The sequence below is a fragment of the Geminicoccus sp. genome, assembly GCF_035556675.1.
Classification (GTDB): domain Bacteria; phylum Pseudomonadota; class Alphaproteobacteria; order Geminicoccales; family Geminicoccaceae; genus Geminicoccus.
The window spans coordinates 19,109-39,987 of sequence record NZ_DATMFZ010000084.1 but is presented as its reverse complement, the minus strand read 5'-3'; the positions used below and the strand labels follow the sequence as shown (position 1 = coordinate 39,987).

At 69.1% G+C, this 20,879-nt stretch carries 24 protein-coding genes; 15 read left to right on the top strand and 9 right to left on the bottom strand.

Going from position 1 to position 20,879, the window contains the following annotated elements; genetic code table 11:
- The first annotated feature begins 3 nt into the window (after window positions 1–3).
- From VNS22_RS07075 to VNS22_RS07050, 6 genes are all read left to right on the top strand, one after another.
- On the top strand, window positions 4–1,014 hold the full coding sequence (locus VNS22_RS07075; RefSeq protein ID WP_325730995.1) for an ABC transporter permease subunit: 1,011 nt from the start codon (window positions 4–6) through the stop codon (window positions 1,012–1,014).
- Window positions 1,004–1,891, top strand: coding sequence for an ABC transporter permease subunit (locus tag VNS22_RS07070; RefSeq protein ID WP_325730993.1), 888 nt, complete (start codon window positions 1,004–1,006; stop codon window positions 1,889–1,891). The genes VNS22_RS07075 and VNS22_RS07070 overlap by 11 nt, the downstream gene beginning before the upstream one ends.
- The gene (locus VNS22_RS07065) at window positions 1,888–2,856 is read left to right on the top strand and encodes an ABC transporter ATP-binding protein (protein ID WP_325730991.1); all 969 of its coding nucleotides are present in this window, start codon (window positions 1,888–1,890) and stop codon (window positions 2,854–2,856) included. The genes VNS22_RS07070 and VNS22_RS07065 overlap by 4 nt, the downstream gene beginning before the upstream one ends.
- Complete coding sequence (locus tag VNS22_RS07060; RefSeq protein ID WP_325730989.1) at window positions 2,853–3,836, top strand: dipeptide ABC transporter ATP-binding protein; 984 nt, start codon at window positions 2,853–2,855, stop codon at window positions 3,834–3,836. Before VNS22_RS07065 ends, VNS22_RS07060 begins: the two co-directional genes overlap by 4 nt.
- 174 nt (window positions 3,837–4,010) lie before the next feature.
- Window positions 4,011–4,442, top strand: coding sequence for a DUF2231 domain-containing protein (locus tag VNS22_RS07055; RefSeq protein WP_325730988.1), 432 nt, complete (start codon window positions 4,011–4,013; stop codon window positions 4,440–4,442).
- A complete protein-coding gene (locus tag VNS22_RS07050) occupies window positions 4,439–5,776 on the top strand; it encodes a PQQ-dependent sugar dehydrogenase (RefSeq protein WP_325730986.1) in 1,338 nt (445 codons plus the stop codon). The genes VNS22_RS07055 and VNS22_RS07050 overlap by 4 nt, the downstream gene beginning before the upstream one ends.
- A gap of 205 nt (window positions 5,777–5,981) precedes the next feature.
- Here VNS22_RS07050 and VNS22_RS07045 read toward each other — a convergent pair whose 3' ends face one another.
- A complete protein-coding gene (locus VNS22_RS07045; protein ID WP_325730984.1) occupies window positions 5,982–6,611 on the bottom strand; it encodes an RNA-binding protein in 630 nt (209 codons plus the stop codon).
- Window positions 6,612–6,894: 283 nt separating this feature from the next.
- On the opposite strand from VNS22_RS07045, the gene VNS22_RS07040 reads away from it, so the two are divergent.
- Window positions 6,895–7,230: an acylphosphatase gene (locus VNS22_RS07040; RefSeq protein ID WP_325730982.1), complete on the top strand. Its 336-nt coding sequence runs from the start codon at window positions 6,895–6,897 to the stop codon at window positions 7,228–7,230.
- 4 nt (window positions 7,231–7,234) lie between these two features.
- Here the strand turns inward: VNS22_RS07040 and VNS22_RS07035 are convergent, their stop codons facing one another.
- Window positions 7,235–7,984 carry a methyltransferase domain-containing protein gene (locus VNS22_RS07035; protein ID WP_325730980.1) on the bottom strand — a complete coding sequence of 250 codons (750 nt, stop codon included), beginning with the start codon at window positions 7,982–7,984 and terminating at the stop codon, window positions 7,235–7,237.
- Between the two features lie 118 nt (window positions 7,985–8,102).
- Here VNS22_RS07035 and VNS22_RS07030 point away from each other — a divergent pair, with 118 nt between their 5' ends.
- From VNS22_RS07030 to minE, 6 genes are all read left to right on the top strand, one after another.
- Window positions 8,103–8,996, top strand: coding sequence for a LysR substrate-binding domain-containing protein (locus VNS22_RS07030; RefSeq protein ID WP_325730978.1), 894 nt, complete (start codon window positions 8,103–8,105; stop codon window positions 8,994–8,996).
- A complete protein-coding gene (locus VNS22_RS07025) occupies window positions 8,993–9,406 on the top strand; it encodes a hypothetical protein (RefSeq protein WP_325730976.1) in 414 nt (137 codons plus the stop codon). Before VNS22_RS07030 ends, VNS22_RS07025 begins: the two co-directional genes overlap by 4 nt.
- A gap of 88 nt (window positions 9,407–9,494) precedes the next feature.
- A complete protein-coding gene (gene trmFO, locus VNS22_RS07020) occupies window positions 9,495–10,808 on the top strand; it encodes a methylenetetrahydrofolate--tRNA-(uracil(54)-C(5))-methyltransferase (FADH(2)-oxidizing) TrmFO (RefSeq protein WP_325730975.1) in 1,314 nt (437 codons plus the stop codon).
- A gap of 121 nt (window positions 10,809–10,929) precedes the next feature.
- Window positions 10,930–11,640, top strand: a complete 711-nt coding sequence (gene minC / locus VNS22_RS07015) for a septum site-determining protein MinC (protein ID WP_325730974.1) — start codon at window positions 10,930–10,932, stop codon at window positions 11,638–11,640.
- A gap of 57 nt (window positions 11,641–11,697) precedes the next feature.
- The gene (gene minD, locus VNS22_RS07010) at window positions 11,698–12,513 is read left to right on the top strand and encodes a septum site-determining protein MinD (protein ID WP_325730972.1); all 816 of its coding nucleotides are present in this window, start codon (window positions 11,698–11,700) and stop codon (window positions 12,511–12,513) included.
- Window positions 12,510–12,797 (top strand): cell division topological specificity factor MinE, encoded by a 288-nt coding sequence (gene minE, locus VNS22_RS07005; protein WP_325730970.1) that lies wholly within the window; start codon window positions 12,510–12,512, stop codon window positions 12,795–12,797. The genes minD and minE overlap by 4 nt, the downstream gene beginning before the upstream one ends.
- Window positions 12,798–12,802: 5 nt before the next feature.
- Here the strand turns inward: minE and argE are convergent, their stop codons facing one another.
- Entirely contained in the window at window positions 12,803–13,990 is a 1,188-nt protein-coding gene (argE, locus tag VNS22_RS07000) for an acetylornithine deacetylase (protein ID WP_325730968.1), read from the bottom strand.
- Between the two features lie 75 nt (window positions 13,991–14,065).
- Between argE and VNS22_RS06995 the strand changes: the two genes are divergently transcribed.
- Window positions 14,066–14,539, top strand: coding sequence for a CreA family protein (locus VNS22_RS06995; RefSeq protein WP_325730966.1), 474 nt, complete (start codon window positions 14,066–14,068; stop codon window positions 14,537–14,539).
- Between the two features lie 10 nt (window positions 14,540–14,549).
- On the opposite strand, the gene VNS22_RS06990 is transcribed toward VNS22_RS06995, so the two are convergent.
- Complete coding sequence (locus VNS22_RS06990) at window positions 14,550–15,359, bottom strand: phytoene/squalene synthase family protein (RefSeq protein WP_325730964.1); 810 nt, start codon at window positions 15,357–15,359, stop codon at window positions 14,550–14,552.
- A gap of 162 nt (window positions 15,360–15,521) precedes the next feature.
- Between VNS22_RS06990 and VNS22_RS06985 the strand changes: the two genes are divergently transcribed.
- On the top strand, window positions 15,522–16,127 hold the full coding sequence (locus VNS22_RS06985; protein WP_159713455.1) for a superoxide dismutase: 606 nt from the start codon (window positions 15,522–15,524) through the stop codon (window positions 16,125–16,127).
- A gap of 21 nt (window positions 16,128–16,148) precedes the next feature.
- Here VNS22_RS06985 and VNS22_RS06980 read toward each other — a convergent pair whose 3' ends face one another.
- Genes VNS22_RS06980 through yajC form a run of 5 tightly spaced genes read right to left on the bottom strand, consistent with a single transcriptional unit; the run spans window position 16,149 to window position 20,777 of the window.
- Window positions 16,149–17,336 (bottom strand): aminotransferase class V-fold PLP-dependent enzyme, encoded by a 1,188-nt coding sequence (locus VNS22_RS06980; RefSeq protein ID WP_325730961.1) that lies wholly within the window; start codon window positions 17,334–17,336, stop codon window positions 16,149–16,151.
- Between the two features lie 7 nt (window positions 17,337–17,343).
- On the bottom strand, window positions 17,344–17,724 hold the full coding sequence (locus tag VNS22_RS06975) for an Mth938-like domain-containing protein (protein WP_325730959.1): 381 nt from the start codon (window positions 17,722–17,724) through the stop codon (window positions 17,344–17,346).
- 13 nt (window positions 17,725–17,737) lie between these two features.
- Window positions 17,738–18,685 (bottom strand): protein translocase subunit SecF, encoded by a 948-nt coding sequence (gene secF / locus VNS22_RS06970; RefSeq protein ID WP_325730958.1) that lies wholly within the window; start codon window positions 18,683–18,685, stop codon window positions 17,738–17,740.
- A gap of 43 nt (window positions 18,686–18,728) precedes the next feature.
- The gene (gene secD / locus VNS22_RS06965) at window positions 18,729–20,363 is read right to left on the bottom strand and encodes a protein translocase subunit SecD (RefSeq protein ID WP_325730956.1); all 1,635 of its coding nucleotides are present in this window, start codon (window positions 20,361–20,363) and stop codon (window positions 18,729–18,731) included.
- A 12-nt stretch (window positions 20,364–20,375) separates the two neighbouring features.
- Window positions 20,376–20,777 carry a preprotein translocase subunit YajC gene (yajC, locus tag VNS22_RS06960; RefSeq protein ID WP_325730954.1) on the bottom strand — a complete coding sequence of 134 codons (402 nt, stop codon included), beginning with the start codon at window positions 20,775–20,777 and terminating at the stop codon, window positions 20,376–20,378.
- Between the last annotated feature and the right edge of the window lie 102 nt (window positions 20,778–20,879).

Below are 20,879 nucleotides of genomic sequence, written 5' to 3'. Positions count from 1 at the left end.
AGCTTGCTCCGCTTCTTTCTGTCCCGCATCGCGGTGCTGATCCCCACCTTTCTCGGGGTGACGCTGGTCGCCTTCCTGTTCATCCGCCTCCTGCCCGGCGACCCGGTCGAGATGATGGCCGGCGAGCGTGGCACCAGCCCGGAGCGCCATGCGGAACTCATGGCCCGCTTCGGCTTCGACCGGCCCTGGTGGGAACAGTACGCGACCTTCCTCGGCAACGTGCTCCACGGCGACCTCGGCAACTCGATCGTCACCAAGGCGCCCGTCCTCACCGAGTTCCTGACCCTGTTCCCGGCGACGCTGGAACTGTCGATCTGCGCCATCCTGTTCGCGATCGTGTTCGGCCTGCCCGCGGGCGTGCTCGCCGCCAGCCGGCGCGGCACCATCTTCGACCATGGCGTGATGGCGGCGACGCTCACCGGCTATTCCATGCCGATCTTCTGGTGGGGCCTGCTCCTGATCATCCTGTTCTCCGGGATCCTGGGCTGGACCCCGGTCTCCGGCCGGATCGACCTCCTGTACTTCTTCGAGCCGGTGACCGGCTTCATGCTGATCGATTCGCTGCTCTCCGACCAGGACGGTGCCTTCATGTCGGCCTTCTCCCACCTGGTGCTGCCGACGATCGTGCTGGGCACCATCCCGCTGGCCGTGATCGCCCGGCAGACCCGCTCGGCCATGCTGGAGGTCCTGAGCGAGGACTATGTGCGCACCGCCAAGGCCAAGGGCCTGCCGACCCGCCGCGTGGTCGGCCTCCATGCCTTCCGCAACGCGCTGATCCCGGTGGTCACCACGATCGGCCTGCAGACCGGCGTGCTGCTGGCCGGCGCCATCCTGACCGAGACGATCTTCTCCTGGCCAGGGGTCGGCAAGTGGCTGATCGATTCGATCTTCCGCCGCGACTACCCGTCCGTGCAGGGCGGGCTCCTGCTGATCGCCAGCGTGGTCATGATCGTGAACCTCCTGGTCGACCTGACCTACGGGCTGATCGACCCGAGGATCCGCCATGGCCGCTGAGATCGCCACCCGCCCGCCCCATCCGTTCATCGAAGGCTGGCATTATTTCCGGCAGAACAAGGGCGCGCTCGCCGGGCTGATCGTGTTCCTGGCCTTCGTGGTCATCGCGGCACTCTCCCCCTGGCTGGCGCCCTATTCTCCGGATGCCCAGGACCGCGCCGCCGTGCTGGTCCCGCCGTTCTGGCAGGAAGGCGGGAGCACCGCGCATCTGCTCGGCACCGATGCGGTCGGCCGCGACCTCTTGTCCCGCATCATGTATGGCGGCCGCTGGTCGCTGTTCATCGGCCTGATCGTGATCGTCATCTCGATGTCCGGCGGGATCCTGCTGGGCCTGTCTGCCGCGTTCGCCCGCGGCTTCGTCGACACGCTGATCATGCGCGTGCTCGACGTGCTGCTGGCGATCCCGTCCTTGCTGCTGGCGCTGGTCGTGGTCGCGATCCTGGGCCCTGGCCTGTTCAACGCGATGTTCGCGGTGGCGCTGGTCTACATGCCGCACTACGCCCGTCTCACCCGCGGCTCCGCGATGAGCGAGTTGCAGAAGGACTATGTTACCGCGTCCCGGGTCGCCGGCGCCTCGGTCTGGCGGCTGATGTTCCGCACCGTGCTGCCCAATTGCGCCCCGCCCCTGATCGTCCAGGCCACCTTGGGCTTTTCCACGGCGGTCCTGGACATGGCGGCCCTGGGCTTCCTCGGCATGGGCGCCCAGCCGCCCACGCCGGAATGGGGTACCATGCTGGCCGACGCCCGTGAGTTCATCCTGCGCGCCTGGTGGGTCGTGACCTTCCCCGGCCTCGCCATCCTGATCTCGGTGCTCGCCGTCAACCTGATGGGCGACGGCCTGCGCGACGTCCTCGATCCCAAGCTGAAGCGCTCATGAGCCTGCTCGAGATCCGCAACCTCACGGTCCGATTCGCCACCGCATCGGGCTGGTTCACGGCCGTGGAGGGCGTCGACCTCTCCGTCGAGAAGGGCGAGATCGTCGCGATCGTGGGCGAGAGCGGCTCCGGCAAATCGGTCTCGATGCTGGCGGTCATGGGCCTCCTGCCCCCGACCGCACGAGTCACCGCCGACGTGCTGGCCTTCGACGGCAAGGACCTGCTGACGATCAGCCCGGCCGAGCGCCGCGCACTCACCGGCGCCGACATGGCGATGATCTTCCAGGAGCCGATGAGCTCGCTGAACCCCTGCTTCACCGTGGGCTTCCAGATCGAGGAGTCGCTCCGGCTCCATCTCGGCCTGAACAAGCGCCAGGCGCGCGACCGGGCGGTGGAACTGCTCACCCAGGTCGGCATCCCCTCGCCCGCCCAGCGCCTGTCCGCCTACCCGCACCAGCTGTCCGGCGGCATGAGCCAGCGGGTGATGATCGCCATGGCAATCGCCTGCGACCCGCGCCTGCTCATCGCCGACGAGCCGACCACGGCACTGGACGTCACCATCCAGGCGCAGATCCTCGATCTCCTGGTCGATCTCCAGGAACGGCGCGGCATGGCCCTGATCCTGATCACCCATGCCATGGGCGTGGTCGCCGAGACCGCCCAGCGCGTGGTGGTCCAGTATGCCGGCTGGCAGGTCGAGAAGCAGGACGTGTACGGCCTGTTCGACCATCCCCACCATCCCTACACCGCGGCCCTGCTGGCGGCCCTGCCCGAGCGCGCCGTCGAGGGATCGAGGCTCGCCTCGATCCCGGGCGTGGTGCCTGGCCAGTTCGACAAGCCCTCGGGCTGCCTGTTCCATCCGCGTTGCCCGCGCGCCGACCAGCGCTGCGTGGAGGTGCGGCCGGTGCCGGCCGGACCGGAGCTGGGCCAGGCGGTCTGCCACTATCCGCTGGGCGGGACCCGATGAGCCCGCCGGTGAACCCGCCCGCGAACCAGATTGTCGAAGCCGACAATCTGTCCCGCCACTACACGGTCCGGCGCGGCCTGTTCGCCAAGCCCGCCACCGTGCGGGCGCTGGACGGGGTGAGCTTCACCCTAGATGCCGGCAAGACCCTGGCGGTGGTCGGCGAATCCGGCTGCGGCAAGTCCACGCTCGGCCGGATCGTCACCCTGATCGAGCCGCCCTCGGGCGGCCGGCTGCTCCTGGACGGGCAGCCGACGGACGAGGTGACCCCGGAGCTGCGGCGCAAGGTCCAGCTCGTGTTCCAGAACCCCTACGGGTCGCTGAACCCGCGCCGCAAGATCGCCGACGCGCTGGCCGAGCCGTTGGAGATCCTGGGCGGCACCAGTGCCGCCGAGCGGCGCGACCGGGTCCTCACCATGCTGGAGAAGGTCGGACTGCGCCGTGAGCAGGCCGAACGCTACCCGCACATGTTCTCCGGCGGCCAGCGCCAGCGGATCGCGGTTGCCCGGGCACTGATGCCCAACCCCGAAGTGCTGGTGCTGGACGAGCCGGTATCGGCGCTGGACCTGTCGATCCAGGCCCAGGTGCTCAACCTGCTGATGGACCTGCAGGACGAGTTCCGGCTGGCCTACCTGTTCATCAGCCACGACCTGTCGGTGGTCCGGCACATCGCCCAGGACGTGATGGTGATGTATCTGGGCAAGGCCGTGGAGAAGGGACCGAAGGCAGCGATCTTCGCCACGCCGCGCCACCCCTATACCCGGGTTCTGCTGGCAGCCACCCCGATCGCCGATCCGCGCCGCCGGCGCGACCGGATCAAGGCCAAAGGCGAGCTGCCCTCGCCGCTGGCCCCGCCGCCCGGCTGCCCGTTCCACCCGCGCTGCCCGCTCGCCAACGAGCGCTGCCGGGTCGAGGTGCCGGGCCTGACGAGAGCGGGCGAGCAGCTCGTCGCCTGCCATGCGGTGGAAGAAGGCCGCGACTGAGCCGCAGGCCTGGCCCATCGGCCGGACCAGGTCCTGACGCGACAGACGGCAGCGTGGATCCGGCCAGGGGGCACGCCGCGCTGCCGAAACTTTCGGTGCACTGACGCGTTAACGCGGCGGAGCCTTCGCCGGCCGCATGTCGTGCGGCCGGGCCATGGAACGAAAGGAGACGCCGTGGTCGTCCTATCCGCCTCAGATCCGCTGAGGCCGGTCCATCCGCTGCACGCGATCCTCCTGGCATTCCCGCTTCCCCTGTTCCTGGGCGCGCTCGTCAGCGATCTCGCCTACCGGGCGACCTTTCATGCGCAATGGGCCAACTTCTCCGCCTGGCTCATCACTGGTGGGCTGCTGGTCGGCGCCTTCGCCGTGCTCTGGGCGCTGATCAACCTGTTCCGCAGCCATTCCGGGCACCGCAAGCGGCCGGCCGTCTATTTCATCGTGCTGCTCGTCATGTGGGTGCTCAGTTTCATCAACGCGCTGGTCCATGCCAAGGACGCCTGGGCGACCATGCCGGAAGGCCTCTATCTGTCGGCGACAACGGTGCTCCTGGCACTCGTCGCCGCCTGGATCGGCTATGCCGGGTTCCGGACCGGAGAGGTGGAATGATGCGCTCGCTCCTGCTGATCGGTGCTGCGGCGGTCGCCCTGTCCGCCTGGGACGCCCAGGCCGATCCGGCGCAGCACGGTCCCGATCCGGACCTGCCCGAACCGCAGCGCGGCCTGCTGCCGACCATGAAGATCCCGAGGCCGGCCGGCTGGGGCGACGAACGCCCGATCGTGCCCCAGGGCTACCGGATCGAGGCCATTGCCACGGATCTCATGATCCCGCGCCAGACCCTGGTCCTGCCCAACGGTGACATCCTGGTCGCGGAGGGCTCGGGTGGCGGTGCACCAGCGCTCCGCCCCAAGGACATCATCGCGAACTTCATCAAGGCCCTGGGCAAGAGCCCGGTGAAGGGCGGCAACCGGCTGACCCTGCTGCGCGACGCCGATGGCGACGGCACCTACGAAGCGCAAGGCGTCTTCGCGGACAATCTCAACGCACCCTATGGTCTGGCCTTCGCCAACGACGCCATCTATGTCGCGAACCAGGATGCGCTGGTGCGGTTCGACTATGCCGACGGCCAGACGCAGGCGAGCGGGCCGCCGGAACTGGTCACGGACCTGCCGTCCGCGATCAACCATCACTGGACCAAGGCGCTGACCGCCAGCCCCGATGGCCGCTTCCTTTATGTCGGCATCGGCTCCAACAGCAACATCACCGAGCGCGGCATGGATGCCGAGGTCGACCGGGCGGTGGTGTGGCAGGTCGATGCCGAGACGGGCAGGCACAAGCGCTTTGCCACGGGCCTGCGCAACCCCACGGCACTCGCCATCCAGCCGGGCACCGACCAGCTCTGGGCGGTGGTGAACGAGCGGGACGAGATCGGTCCCGACCTGGTCCCGGACTACCTGACTTCCGTGCAGGAGGGCGGCTTCTATGGCTGGCCCTACAGCTACTGGGGCCAGAACGTCGACCCGCGCGCGCAGCCACAGGACCCGGCGAAGGTCGAGGCGGCCATCCGCCCGGATTACGGGCTGGGATCGCATGTGGCAGCGCTGGGCTTGGCCTTCTCCAGCCCGGTCATGGGTGCAGAGTTCGCCGAAGGAGTGTTCGTCGGCGAGCATGGCAGCTGGAACCGCAGCGATCCCTCCGGCTACAAGGTGATCTTCGTGCCGTTCCAGGACGGCAAGCCTGCCGGCGAGCCGGTCGACTTCGTGACCGGATTTCTGACCGCGGACGGCGACAACACCCGCGGCCGACCAGTCGGGGTGACGGTGGATCCGCGCGGCGCCCTGATCGTCGCCGACGACCTGGCGAACACGGTCTGGCGGGTGTCGGTGGATCGGCCTCAGCCGGCTGCGGCACTCGAACCCGATGGGAGCCAGTCCCTGCAATGATTCAACAAAGCCGGCGGCACTCCTCTGCTGCCGGCTTCGCCGATGCCCGGCATGTCCGCCCGGCATCGAAATCCAGCACAGGCCGGCCCTCCGTCATCGCCATCCTTCTCAGCCGGCCCACGAAATCCGGTGCCAGAACGCAAGAAGGGAGGGTTCCCTTCGGAACCCTCCCTTTCCTGCAGGTCGCCAGACCCGTCTGGACTGCTCAGTTCCAGTTGTCGTCGAAGCCGCCGCGATCGCCACGGCCACGGCCACGGCCACCACCGGGGGAGCGCGACGGGCGATCGCCGAAGCCGCGATCCTCGAAGCCGCCCGGGCTGGGAGCGGCGCGGTCACCGAAGCCACCACGGTCGCCGCCGGGGCTGCCGAAGCCGCCGCGGTCACCACCGAAGCCGCCGCCGCTGCGCTCGGCGCCGAAGCCGCCGCGGGGGCCGCCGAAGCCGCCACCACCACCGCGAGGACCACCGAAGCCACCGCGGTCACCGCCGCCACGAGGACCGCCGAAACCACCACGGTCGCCGCCGAAGCCGCCACGGTCACCGCCGCCACGCGGGCCACCGAAGCCGCCGCCCGGGCCACCGGCCGGACGACGATCCTCGGCCTGGCGCACGGCCAGGGCGCGGCCCGCCATCTGGAAACCGTCCATCTTGCGGATGGCGTTCTCGCAGGCCTCTTCCGACTCCATCTCGATGAAGCCGAAGCCGCGGCTGCGGCCCGTCTCACGGTCGGTCGCGATTTTGACGGCCACGACGCCACCGTGCGGGGCGAAGAGCTGCTCGAGTTCTTCAGGGGTGGTCGAATAGGGGAAATTGGCTACGAAGAGCTTACGAGTCATCGGCGAGTCCGGCAAAACCGCGGAAGCGGGTGGGGAGTACGATCGAGAACGGAAGGGATGCGCGCGTCGTCGGATGCAGATCGCGTGACCCGTCTGCTGCAACGGGCTCCGCTCCGACCAACCCCATCAGCCCGACGAAGCTAGGCGCAACCGCCGCATCACCGTAGCAGGGTGAGAAAGTCAAAGATGAAGCGACTGTCACGAACAGGGCGTCTTCTCGCGTAGCGACACATTCCGTTCGTCCCTATACACCAGCCGCTCGTGATGCGCCACGGAGTTTTCAGTGTCCATAGCCATCGACGGGGGTGAGGCAGAAGGTGGCTGTTCGGCGTCCCCGCCGGCACGCCGCGCGGCCCGGTTGCAGATCACCGGGCGGGTCCAGGGCGTGGGCTACCGCGACTGGCTGGTGGACCAGGCGGTGGAGCTGGGGCTGGCCGGATGGGTGCGCAACCGGCCGGACGGCTCGGTAGAGGCGCATGCGGAAGGGCCGGCCGCTGCGCTCGAGCGCCTGACCGACCGCTGCCGAAAGGGCCCGCGCCTGGCCAGGGTCGACGGGGTCCAGGCCAGCGACTTGCCGCCCGAAGGCCATGCCGGCTTCACCCGCCGCCCAACCGGCTGACCGCTCAGGGCCGCACGGCCACGAAGCGCAGCCGGACATAATCGGCGGTCCAGTTGCCCTGCCGGTCGCGCAAGGCCGGGGCCAGCATCGCCTCGACCCGCCGCAGGAACGGCTCGCGCCGCTCGACCGGCAGATGACGGGTGTACGGCCCGGCGAAGGTGACGAGCCAGCCATACATGCCGGTCGGCAGCGGGGTCGGCCGCGGGATCAGCTCCATCCGCCGGACCTCGAAGCCGATCGTGGTCAGCCGGTCGGCCTGCTCCTGCGGGCTCGGGAAGCGCCAGGGATGCAGGGCCGCCGCGTCCAGGCCGAATTCCGCAGCCGCCTGGTGCAGGGCCACGACCTCGGCGGCGACGTTGCCCTGGCCGCCCATCTCGCACACGAGCCGCCCGCCCGGCCGGAGCGCCCGGAACACCCCCTGCAGCACGGCGTCCTGGTCCGGCATCCAGTGCAGGGCGGCGTTGCTGAACACGGCATCGAACCTCGCCTCGAAGCGCAGGTCCTGCCCGTCCGCCTGCTCGGCCGGCACGCCGCGCGCCCGTGCCGCGGCCACCATCTCGGCCGAGGCGTCCACGCCCAGCACCCTTGCCCCTGCCGCCTGGAGCCGCTCGGTCAAGACCCCGTCGCCGCAGCCCAGATCGAGCACGTCCTGCCCGGCCACCTCGCCCAGCAGCTCCAGGACGGGCCCACCCAGGATCGGCACGAAGCCGGCATTCTCCTGGTAGTTGGCGGCGTTCCAGGTCTGGCTCGTCATCGGCTCATCCTCCTCCCCGGGGCGCGGACGCGCCACAAAACGTCTTGTCCTGGCCGATCCTAGAGCGGATCATGCAGCACTACTGCTGAGACGAGCTCATGCTTTCCGGACCGGACCGATGATCTCGCTGAAGGCGGTCCAGGCATTCGCCGCGATCGTCCGTCATGGCAGCGTCGCTCAGGCCGCCGCCGAGCTCGGCGTGACCGGCTCGGCGCTGTCGCACCTCCTGCGCGACCTGGAAGCGCGCCTGGGCGTGCCGCTGTTCGACCGGGTCGGCCGTGGCCTGGTGCCGACCGAGGACGGCAGGCGCCTGGCCGATGCGGTCGTGCCGGCGTTCGCCCGGATCGACCAGGCCCTGTCCGACTTCACCCGGCGCCGGGTGGAGCTGCGGATCAGCATGCTCTCGACCTTCGCCAGCACCTGGCTGATCCCGCGCCTGGAGCGCTTCCAGTCCAAGCATCCGGACATCGAGCTGCTGGTCGCCACCTCGACCAGGAACGTCGACTTCGACCGCGAGGCCTTCGACTGCGCGATCCGCTACGGCCAGGGCGACTGGCCGAACCTGCAGATGCAGAAGCTCTACGACGACGGGCTGGCGCCGGTGGCCAGCCCTGAGCTGGTGGCGCGGACCGGCCTGGAGACGCCGGCGGACCTGGCTAGCGCCCGGCTGCTCCACGCGCGGGCCCGGCGCGGCGACTGGGACATCTGGCTGGCGGCCGCCGGAGTGAGCGGCGTGGACACCAGCCACGGGCCGGTGTTCGAGACCCGTGCCCAGGTGGTCCAGGCGGCGATCGGCCGGCTGGGGGTGATGGCGATCGACCCCTGGCTGGTCGCCGACGAGATCCGCCAGGGCCACCTGACCATGCCGTTCGGCCCGGTGGTACCGCTGCCGGCCGCCTACTGGCTGGTCTGGCCGCAGCGGCGCGGCCAGGCGCGGCCGCTCGCCGCTTTTCGTGACTGGCTGACGGAGGAGATCACCATGGAACGGGCAAGCCTGGAACAAACGACTTGAGCGCCGTACTCCACCCGGCGGCGATGATCGCCGCCGAGCCGGACACGCTGGCGCCGGACGGCTCGGAGATCCGCTTCCTGCCGCAACTGAAGGGCGGCAGCATGGTCCATTGCCGCGTCCCGGTCGGCGGCACCACGCTGGCCGTGCGCCACCGCACCGTCGAGGAGCTCTGGTACGTGGTCGGCGGGATGGGCGAGATCTGGCGTTCCATGGCAGGCGAGGAACGGGTCGACCAGCTATGCGCCGGCAGTGCGGTCACCATTCCGCTGGGCGCACATTTCCAGTTCCGCTGCACCGGCGACCGGCCCCTCGACATCGTCATCGTCACCATGCCGCCCTGGCCCAACATGGAGGAGGCGGAGCGGGTAGCGGACCACTGGCCGGTGGCCGGGGCATTGCCTTCCGGGTGAAGACGCAACGCATGTTTGCCCCGGTCCGCGCCAGGCGCTAAACGCTGCCACGGCAGATTCCGGGGGCAATGCGTTGCAGCCAGTGCAGGTGATCGGTGGAGGGCTCGCAGGCTCGGAGGCGGCATGGCAGCTCGCCCGGCAGGGCGTGCCGGTGGTGTTGCACGAGATGCGGCCGGTCGAGACCACGGCGGCGCACCAGACGGGCCAGTTCGCCGAGCTGGTCTGCTCCAACTCGTTCCGCTCCGACGACCCGATGGGCAACGCGGTAGGCCTGCTCCACGAGGAGATGCGCCGGCTGGGCTCGCTCATCATGGCCGAGGGCGACCGGCACAAGCTGCCGGCCGGAGGTGCCCTCGCGGTCGACCGCGACGCGTTCTCGGCGGCGGTGACCGCGAAGATCGAGGCCGAGCCCCTGATCGAGGTCCGGCGCGGCCTGGTCCCTGCCCTGCCGGATGCCGGGCTCACGATCGTGGCGACCGGCCCGCTCACCGCCACCCCGCTCGCCGAGGACATCCGCCGCCATACCGGCGAGGACCAGCTCGCCTTCTTCGACGCGATCGCACCCATCGTTCATCGAGATTCGATCGATTTCGACGTCGCCTGGTTCCAGTCGCGCTACGACAAGCCGGGACCTGGCGGCGGCAGCGCCGACTACATCAACTGCCCGCTCGACGAGGCGCAATACGAGGCGTTCATCGACGCGCTGCTGGCCGCGGAGAAGGTCGAGTTCCGCGACTGGGAGAAGGCCACGCCCTATTTCGAGGGCTGCCTGCCGATCGAGGTGATGGCCGAGCGCGGCCGCCGCACCCTGGCGTTCGGACCGATGAAGCCGGTGGGCCTGACCGACCCGCGCACCGGCCGGCGGCCTCATGCCGTGGTCCAGCTCCGCCAGGACAACGCGCTGGGCACGCTGTTCAACATGGTGGGCTTCCAGACCAAGCTGCGCCATGGCGAGCAGGCGCGGGTGTTCCGGATGATCCCCGGGCTGGAAAAGGCGGAGTTCGCGCGCCTGGGCGGCCTGCACCGCAACACCTTCATCAATGGCCCCAAGCTGCTCGACCCGCAGCTCCGGCTCAAATCCCTGCCCCATGTCCGCCTGGCCGGCCAGATCACCGGCTGCGAGGGCTATGTGGAGAGTGCCGCGATCGGCTGGCTCGCCGGCTATTTCGCCGGTGCCGAGGCCCGCGGCGTGTCGCCGCTCCCCCCGCCGCCGGAATCCGCCCATGGCGCGCTGCTGGCCCATGTGACCGGCGGGGGCATGGCCGAGACCTATCAGCCGATGAACGTCAATTTCGGCCTGTTCCCGCCTTTGGAGGACAAGGTCCGCAAGGACGGCCGCAAGGCGGCGCTGGCGACCCGCGCGCTGGCCGCGATCGACACATGGAACACAACCGCAAGGTGAGGAACGCGCGGGCGCTTGTGCGGCGTCGAAAAGCGTCTACGGTGCGGCTCATGCGCGGCTGGGATGCTCGCCCTGCCCGCGAAACCCCCTCCCGTCATGCGATAGTCGAACCGATAGCCTGATGTCGTCGCGCTCCCAGCCGTTCCAGATCCGAGGCAGCCTGCAGACGCTCCTGTCCCTGCGGCTCGTCGAGCCGCACGACCCGGAGTTCTTCGCCAAGTTCCTGGACAAGATCGCGCACAGCCCGGACTTCTTCCGCAACGCGCCGATCGTGATCGATGCCGCGCCCGTGGCGAGCCTGCCGCCGATCGACTTCGCGGAGCTGGTGTCGAGGCTGCGCGAGCACCGGATCATCCCGGTGGGCCTGCAGAACGGCTCGCCCGAGTGGAACGAGGCCGCCATCGCGGCGGGCTTGGCGATTCTGCCCGAGGGGCGCAATGCCGAGCCGGCCAGGGCCAAGGAGGCGCCGGTCGCCCAGGCCGGTCCGGCGGCGAAGGCGGCCTCGCCGGCGCTGCTGATCACCGAGCCGGTGCGCGGCGGCCAGCAGATCTATGCACCGGACGGCGACATCGTGGTGGTGGGCCAGGTCGGCCACGGGGCGGAACTGATCGCGGGCGGCCATATCCATGTCTATGGCTCGTTGCGCGGCCGGGCATTTGCCGGCATCGATGGCGACGAGAGCGCGATGATTTTCTGCGACCAGCTGGATGCCGAGCTCTTGTCGATTGCCGGAATCCACATGGTCAGCGAACAATTCGACGAACGGGTTCTGAAAAAGCGCGCCAAGGTGGCGTGCGACGGCGAGAAGCTGGTCGTGACCGCCCTGTCGTGACCCGCCGTCAGCCGTAGCTGATCCACATCGTGCGATAGTGCCTCCGGGAGGGCCACCTTGTCCAAGGTCATCGTCGTCACCTCCGGCAAGGGCGGGGTAGGCAAGACTACCTCGGCCGCCGCGATCGCGACCGGTCTCGCCATGCGCGGGCACAAGACGGTCGTGATCGACTTCGACGTGGGCCTGCGCAATCTCGACCTGATCATGGGTTGCGAGCGCCGCGTCGTGTTCGACTTCATCAACGTCATCAACGACGGCGTCCGCCTGAACCAGGCGCTGATCAAGGACAAGCGGGTCGAGAATCTCAGCATCCTGCCGACCTCGCAGACCAAGGACAAGGAAGCCCTCAAGCAGGAGGGCGTCCAGAAGGTCCTGGACGAGCTGAAGGGCGAGTTCGACTACATCATCTGCGACAGCCCCGCCGGCATCGAGCGGGGGGCGATGATGTCGCTCTACTTCGCCGACGAGGCGATCATCGTGACCAACCCGGAGGTCAGCTCGGTCCGCGACAGCGACCGGATCCTGGGCATCCTGAACTCGAAGAGCCGCCGCGCCGAGCTGGGCCTGGAGCCGGTCAAGCAGCATCTCCTGGTCACCCGCTACGACGCCGAGCGGGTCAACAAGGGCGAGATGCTCAAGCTCGACGACATCGTCGAGATCCTGGCCATCCCGGTGCTGGGCGTCATACCCCAGTGCTCGTCGGTGCTCTCGGCCAGCAATGTCGGCATGCCCGTCATCCTGGACGAGAAGTCCAAGGCTTCCGACGCCTACAAGGATGCGGTATCGAGGCTGCTGGGCGAGGAGGTCGACCTGCGCTTCCTCCAGCCCGAGAAGAAGAGCTTCTTCGAGCGTCTGTTCAGGAGGTCGGCATGAATCTGCTCGACCGGTTCTTCGGCCGGCAGCCGAAGAATACGGCTGTGGAAGCCAAGGACAGGCTGAAGATCCTGCTCGCCCACGAGCGGGTCACCACCAATGCGCCGGATTTCCTGCCGATGATGAAGCAGGAGATCCTGGAGGTGATCCGTAAATACATCCAGATCGACAAGGACCAGGTGAAGGTCCACATGCAGCGACAGCAGGGCGTGTCCGTGCTGGAGCTGGAGGTGGAGCTGCCGCAGGGGCCTTCCGGCAAGAGCGCCAGCCTCAGCCTCGCCTGACCGCTTCAGTCCGGCTGGAGCGGCACTCCCCGGATGCTGGCAGCGATCAATCCGTCCAGGAAATCCTGGCAGCGGACGAGCTGTGCCTGGGTGACGTGCTCGTTCGGCTTGTGGGCGACGCTCATATCGCCTGGCCCGCATATCAGGGTCGGGATGCCGGCCTTCGCGATCACCCCGCCATCCGTGCCATAGGCGACCTTGCCGACGTCCCCGGGCTCGGTCAGCTCCGCCACCAGCCTCCGGAACGGTCCGTCCGGGGCCGGCGCCAGGCCGGGATAGCTGATCAGCTCGGAGAAGCTCACCGACGCCTCCGGTGCGATCGCCCGCATGCCCGGCAGCATCTGCCGCCTGGCGTAATCCTCGACCCGTGCCAGCCATTCGGCAGGACGCTGCCCCGGCAGGGTACGGAACTCGAAGGCGAACTCGCAGCGCTCGGGGATGATGTTGAGCTGGCCGCCCCCCTCGATCCGGCCGACCGAGGCGGTGGTGTGCGGCGGCTCGAAGCCCTCCTCGAACGGCCCGGCCTCCCGGCAGTGCCGGTGCAGGCCCTGGATGTGCTGGATCAGCTCGGCCGCCGCGATCACCGCGTTGACGCCTTGGTGGGTCAGCGCCGAGTGCCCTGCCCGCCCGATGACCGTGCAGCGCCAGCCGCCCTTGCCCTTGTGCGCGTCCACCAGGTGCATGCCGGTGGGCTCGCCGACGATGCAGCCGGCCGGCAGGTCGTGCAATTCGGCGCGCAGCCGCTCGACCAGGGCCGGGGCCCCCTTGCAGCCCAGCTCCTCGTCATAGGAGATCGCCATGTGGATCGGCCAGTGCAGTGCCGCCGCCTGCATGGCCGGGACCTTGGCCAGCACGCAGGCGATGAAGCCCTTCATGTCGCAGGCGCCGCGGCCGATCAGCCGGCCGTCCCGCTCCACCAGCGTGAACGGGTCGCTGGCCCAGGCCTGGCCCGCCACCGGCACCACGTCGGAATGGGCCGAGAGCAGGACGCCCGGCCCGTCCTGGCGCCCCAGCGTGAACAGGAGGTCGGCCTTGGTGCCGGTCGGGTCGTAGCCCAGCGACGCCGGCACCCCCAGCCCGTCCAGCGCATCCTGGACATGGGTCACCAGGTCGAGGTTCGGACCGCCCGCCACGGTGGGAAAGCCCACCAGCCGCGCCAGCCATTCCTCGGCGCCAGGCCAACTCGCAGACATGGAACCACCCCCTCGCGGCTCGGCTTGTCTCTCCGGTATAGAGACCCCCCTCCCCGTTCGCCAACCGGAGCCGCCATGCGCCCGTTCCTGCCGCTGCTGTTCGCCCTGCCGCTCCTGGCCGCCCCGGCCCTGGCCCAGGAAGAGGTCGGCTCGTTCAGCAACGACTGGACCGGCAACGGCATCGTGGTCCAGGCCTTCCCCGACCCGGGCGTGCAGGGCGTGACCTGCCATGTCGCCAGCTTCTCGCGCAGCCTCATCGACCGGATGACCAAGGGCAACTGGTTCGAGGACCCGTCCAACTCCTCGATCGCCTGCCGCCAGACCGGGCCGATCGTGATCGGCGACATCGAGACCGACGAGGAGGGCGAGGACATCTTCAGCGAGCGCCGCAGCCTGATCTTCAAGTCGGTCGCGGTGCGGCGGATCTGGGACCAGAAGAACCAGACCATGATCTACGTGGTCTATTCCCGACAGGTCAAAGACGCCTCGGCCAAGCTCGCGATCTCGACCGTGCCGCTGTTCGGCCAGGAGGTGCGCCGGGAGGAGTGAACCGGCCCCTTCAGACCCTCAGCCCGTGCAGTACCAGCAGGCGCAGGGCCAGGAGCGGCGGCCGGCCAATGGCGGCCGCGGCGAACGGGTCGTTGTCCAGCCGGTCCAGCATCCGGAGCTGGTGGCGGGTGATCAGGAGCAAGGGTGTCGCCGGCTCGCCCCGGACCGGCCGGAGATTGCGCAGCTCGTCCCGCGCCTCCAGCGCCACCACCGCCGCGACCTCGGCTAGGCCCGGCCCCGCCTTGCCCGCCAGCAGCGCATCGCGGCCGACCCCGTGCTGCCGCAGCAGGTCGTCCGGCAGCAGGATCTGGCCGTGCCTCGCCAGATGGCCGGTGGCGCGCAGGATGCCCATCAGGCCGTAGGCCGTGCCGATCCGCCGCGCACGCACCGGATCGCCGCCGGCAACCGCCGCCAGGCTCTCCTGCAGCCGCCCCGCCGTCGCCCGGGCATGTGCCAGCAGCTCGCCCAGGTCGGCGATCGGCCGATCGTCCAGCTCGCGCTCGCGGGCATCGACCATGGCCACCAGGGCGGCATCGTCCAGCCCCGCCGCCTGGATCAGCGGCAAGGCACCCGCCACCGGATGACGGCGCGGCCGGCCGGCCCGCGCCTCGGCGATCGCCTCGCGCCACCATTCCAGGCGGATGAAGCCGGCCATCGGCTGGGTCACCTGCCGGGGGATCCGGCCGAGCTCCTGGTTGAGCGCCAGCAGGGCGGCGGCCGCCGGGCGCTGGTCCTGGCCGGCCGGCACCAGGCACCAGAACCGGTCCGGGTCGTCCTGGTGCAGGGCATGGGTGAGGCTGGCGTCGAGGCCGAGGTTCAACCGGGATCTCCTTGCCGGTCGTCCGGCGGGCCGGCCCTCAACTGGCGCGTGCTCACGGAACCCGCAAGGGTCGCGGCATCTTTCCACACTGTCGACTCGCCCCTATGTAGCGGAGGCGAGACGAGCGTGGCTTGCCACGCCTCCACGTCGAGGGAACTTCCGATGGCCTTCACCCTACCCGAGCTGCCCTACGCGCATGATGCGCTCGCCCCCTACATGGGCGAGGAGACGCTGCAGCTCCACCACGGCAAGCATCACCAGACCTACGTCACCAACCTGAACAACCTGATCGCCGGGACCGATCTGGAGAACAAGTCGCTGGAAGAGATCGTGGTGATCTCCTCCAAGGACCCGACCAAGGCCGGCATCTTCAACAACGCCGGCCAGCACTGGAACCACAACCTGTTCTGGCGGACGATGAAGAAGGGCGGCGGCGGCAAGCCCGGCGGCGAGCTGCTCAAGCGCATCGAGCATGATTTCGGCGGGTACGAGACCTTCGCCGAGCAGTTCAAGCAGGCCGGCGTCACCCAGTTCGGCTCCGGCTGGGCCTGGCTGTCGCTGGACGGCGACAAGCTCAAGGTCTCCAAGACCCCGAACGGCTCCAACCCGCTGGTCGACGGCGCCACCCCGATCCTGGGCGTGGACGTGTGGGAGCACGCCTACTATCTCGACTACCGCAACCGCCGCCCCGACTATCTCGCGGCCTTCCTGAACCACCTGGTGGACTGGGAAGCCGTTGAGGCGGAGCTGGCCAAGGCTTCGGCCTGACCTTCCGTTACCTGCCGGCGGTCACGCCGCCGGCAGGCTCCGGCACAGCTCGACCAGAAGGTCGATCTCTTCCTCGGTGTTGTAGTAGTGCGGCGAGGCCCGCACGAGCGGCGGCAGACCGCGCGCCTCGGCATCCAGCAGCGTGCTGGCAGGCCCCGACACACCGATCACGATCCCGGCAGACGCCGCACGGGCGACCACCTGCTCGGCCGGGACATCGGCCACGGTGAAGCTGACGATGGCGCCGGGCGAGCGCCCGAGATCGCGCAGCGTCACCACCCTCACCTCGCGCAGGCCGTCCCGCAGCCGGCCCGCCAGCAGGCGGCAACGCGCCATGATCGGGTCCAGGCCGATCTCCAGCGCATAGCCCACCGCAGCACCCAGCCCCAGCCTTGCCGCGTAGTTGTTCTCCCAGGTCTCGAAGCGGCGCGCGTCGTCGCGCAGGCGGTACTCGTCCCGCCCGACCCAGGGTGCCGCGAAATGGTCGATCATCGGCGGCTCGAGCCGGTCCAGGAGCGCCTTGCGGACATAAAGGAAGCCGGTGCCGCGCGGCCCGCGCAGGAACTTGCGTCCGGTGGCCGAGAGCAGGTCGCAGCCCAGCGTCTCGACATCGACCGGCATCTGGCCGACCGCCTGGCAGGCATCCAGCAGATAGGGAACGCCATGGGCCCGCGCGATCCTGCCGATGGCTTCGGCCGGATTGGTCAGCCCGCCATTGGTCGGCACCCAGGTGACCGCGATCAGCCGGACCCGATCGTCGATCATCCGCTCCAGTGCGTCCGGGTCGAGCTCCCCCGCCTCATCGCTCGGCACCACCTCGATCACCGCACCGGTGCGCTTGGCGACCTGCAGGAACGCCACGTAGTTGGCCGCATACTCGGCCTGGGCGGTCAGGATGCGGTCGCCTGGGCGAAAGTCCTGGGCCAGGGCGTAGAAGCCCATCTGCCAGGCGACGGTGGCATTCTCGGTAAGGGCGATCTCCTCGGGTGCCGCACCCAGGAGGCTCGCCACCTGCCCGTAGACCGCGTCCAACGGTTCGGCCTGCGCATCGGCCGCGGCATAGCCGCCGATCTCGGCCTCGAGTTCCAGATGCTGCTGCACGGCCCGGACCACCGGGACCGGCATCAGTGCCGAGCCGGCATTGTGCAGGAAGGCACGCCGTGCCGCAGCCGGCGTATCCGCGCGTACCCGCTGGAGGTCCAGGCCCATGGGAGGCTCAGTCGCCGACGGCGATGAGTGCCGCTGCCACCTTGCGGTCCTCCACCAGCAGGACATTGAACGTCCGGCAGGCGGCGGCCGTGGTCATGCACTCCACGACGATCCCGCGCTGGCGCAGGCGCTGGCGCAGGCGCGGGTCGATCATCCGGAAGGTGGCGCCGGTGCCGAGCACCAGCACCTCCGGCAGGTTCGCCGCTTCCAGGAGCGGCGCCAGGCCGGCCTCGGTCACCTCGTCGAAGCTGCTCACCGCCCAGGCCTGGGTGAGGGTCGGCCAGACCAGGACGGAGCCCGCGTACCGCTCGCCACCGATGGTGAAGCCGTCTGCCCGGTAGGACTGGATGACCTGCCGGCCTTCCGCGACTAGGGGCGTGACTTCCAAGCGATCCTCTCCCTCAGCCCTTGGCGGTGGCCGGCCCGGCCTTGGCGGGCGCAGGACTGCTGGCCCGCAGGTTCAGGTAGTAGAGCACCGGGGCGGCGATGTAGATCGTGGAATAGATGCCGACGATCACGCCCACGATCATGATGACCGTGAAATCGCGGATCACCGGGCCGCCCAGCACGAACAGCGCCAGGAGCGCCAGCAGCGTGGTGATCGACGTGGCCAGCGTGCGGGCCATGGTCTCGTTGATCGAGCGGTCCAGCAGCTGCTCGATCGGCATGGCCTTGTAGCGCCGCAGGTTCTCCCGGACCCGGTCGTAGATCACCACCGTGTCGTTCAGGGAGTAGCCCACGATCATCAGCAGGGCCGCGATCGAGGTCAGGTTGAACTCCATGCCGGTGAAGGCATAGACCCCGACTCCCGTCGAGACGTCGTGGATCAGCGCTGCCAGCGCGCCCACGCCGTACTGCCACTCGAAGCGGAACCAGAGATAGACCAGCACCCCCGCCACCGAGATCAGCACGGCCCACACGCCGTTCATCAGCAGTTCGCCGCTGACCTTCGGCCCCACGAACTCCTGGCGCTTGTAGACGATGCCCTCGCCGAACGCGGCGTTCAGCGCCTCCTTGACCTGGTCGACCCGGGCGCGCTGCTCGTCCTGGTCCTCGCTGGCCTCCAGGCGGATCAGCACGTCGCGGTCGCTGCCGGCAGTCTGCAGTTCGCTGGCACCGAGCCCCAGCCCGTCCACGGTCGAGCGCATCGCGGCCAGATCGGCCGGCCCCGGCATCTGGACCTCGATGACGGTACCGCCCTTGAAGTCGATGCCGAAATTCATGCCGTTGATCGCGACCATGACCACGGTCGCGACCAGCACCAGCGCCGACCAGATGAAGAACGGCCAGCGATGGCGGAAGAACGGGATGTTCAGGTCGTCCGGGACCAGGCGCAGGCGGTGGGCCATCAGAAGCCGTCCTCGGTGAAGCTCAGGGCGATCATGACCCCCATCATATCGGAAGCACCTTCGGCCGGCGCCAGATGTACCAGTAGGCAACCACCATCCGGGTGAAGGTGACGGCCGTGAACATGGTGGTGATGATGCCGATGCAGTGGGTGACGGCGAAACCCTTCACCGGCCCGGTGCCGAAGATGAACAGCGCGATGCCGGCGATGAACGAGGTGACGTTGCTGTCCACGATGGTGCGCATCGCCTCGGTGAAGCCGACGTCCAGCGCCGAGATCGGCGAGCGGCCGTTCTTCACCTCCTCGTGGATGCGCTCGTAGATCAGCACGTTGCTGTCCACCGCCTGGCCGATCACCAGCACGATGCCGGCGATGCCCGGCAAGGTCAGGGTGGCGCCCAGAAAGCTCATGGTGGCGAACACCAGGACCAGGTTCACCACGAGCGCCACGTTGGCGATCATGCCGAACACCGGCCCGTAATAGACCACCATGAAGATGAACACGGCGATCGCCGCCACGATGCAGGCGAGCACGCCCGAGCGGATCGAATCGGCCCCCAGTTCCGGCCCGACCGAACGTTCCTCGACCACGTCGAGCGGGGCCGGCAGGGCGCCCGCGCGCAGCAGGACCGCCAGCTCGGTGGCCGATTGGAAGGAGAAGCTGCCGCTGATGATGCCCGACCCGCCCAGGATCGGCTCGTTCACCCGGGGTGCCGAGATCACCTTGTTGTCCAGCACGATGGCGAGCAGCTGGCCGACATTCTGCTGGGTCGCCTGGCCGAACTTGCGGCCGCCGGCACTGTCGAAGCGGAAGCTCACCACCGGCTGGTTGTTCTGCAGGGTCGGCTGGGCGTCGACCAGACTCTCGCCGCCGACCACGACCTGCCGCTTGACCACATACTGGATGGGCTGGCCGTCGACACCCGGCTCGTTGCTGTCGAGCAGCATCGAGCCCGGCGGCAGCCGGCCGCTCCGCGCCTCGCTGACCGGCGTGTCCATGTCCACGAAGTGGAAGGTGAGCTTGGCGGTCTGGCCCAGCAGGCGCTTGATCGATTCCGGGCTGCTTTCGCCCGGGACCTGGACGACGATGCGGTTCTCGCCCTGGCGCTGCACCGAGGCCTCGCGGGTGCCCAGCTCGTCGATCCGGCGGCGCACGATCTCCAGCGACTGGGTGACCGCCGCGGAAATCCGCGACGAGAGCCCAGCCTCGCTCAGCGCCAGCGTGATCCGGCCTTCGCCAGGCTCCCGGATGTCGAGCTCCATGCCGCCGAGCGTGCCCGGCGCGAACATCGACATGCCGGACCCGCTGGTGGTCGCCACGTTCAAGGGCGTGAGCGCCGCCATCGCCGCATCGCGCTGGCCGGGATCGGTCAGCGTCAGGGTGACGGCGTTGCCGGTGGTGCCGAGACCCTGGTAGCCGACCCCGGCGCCGCGCAGGGCGACGCGGACCTCGTTGGTCAGCTCCTCCAGGCGCTCGCGGACCACCGCCTTGGAGTCGACCTCCAGGAGGAGATAGGCACCGCCCTGCAGGTCCAGGCCGAGATTGATCTGGTTCTTGGGCATGAAGCCCGGCCAGCCGTCGACGGTGTCACGGCTGAACAGGTTCGGGAAGGAAAAGATCAAGCCCGCCAGGCAGACCAGCAGGACCAGCGTGACCTTCCAGGGCGACTGGTTGAGCACCGAAGGTTCGTCTCACTTCTTGCCGAGCAGCCTGCCGAACATGCCACCGCTGGCCGCGGGCGCGCCCTTGTCCTGGTTGGCCGGCGGCGGGGGCGTGTCGACATACTTGTCGGAGATGGTCGAGCGGACCACGTCGATCCGCACGTTGGGCGCGATCTCGACCGTGACCACGGGCTTGCCCTCCTCGGTGCGGACGATCGTGCCGACGATGCCGCCGCCGGTGATCACCTTGTCGCCACGCTTGAGCGACGCGATGACGTCGCGATGCTCGCGCATCTTCTTCTGCTGCGGCCTGATCAGCAGGAAGTAGAAGACCACGAAGATCAGAACCAGCGGCAGCAGCGACACAATGTCGAATGCGCCACCGGCAGCCGGGGCCCCGGCGGCCTGCGCCAGAGCATCTTTCACGAACATCCACGCCTCGAAGCTTCGGTCGGACAATCGCGGCGGACCATAGGTTCAACGCCGGACGTTGGCAACGACCGGGCCGTTGGCAATTCACATGCGGGCCCGCTA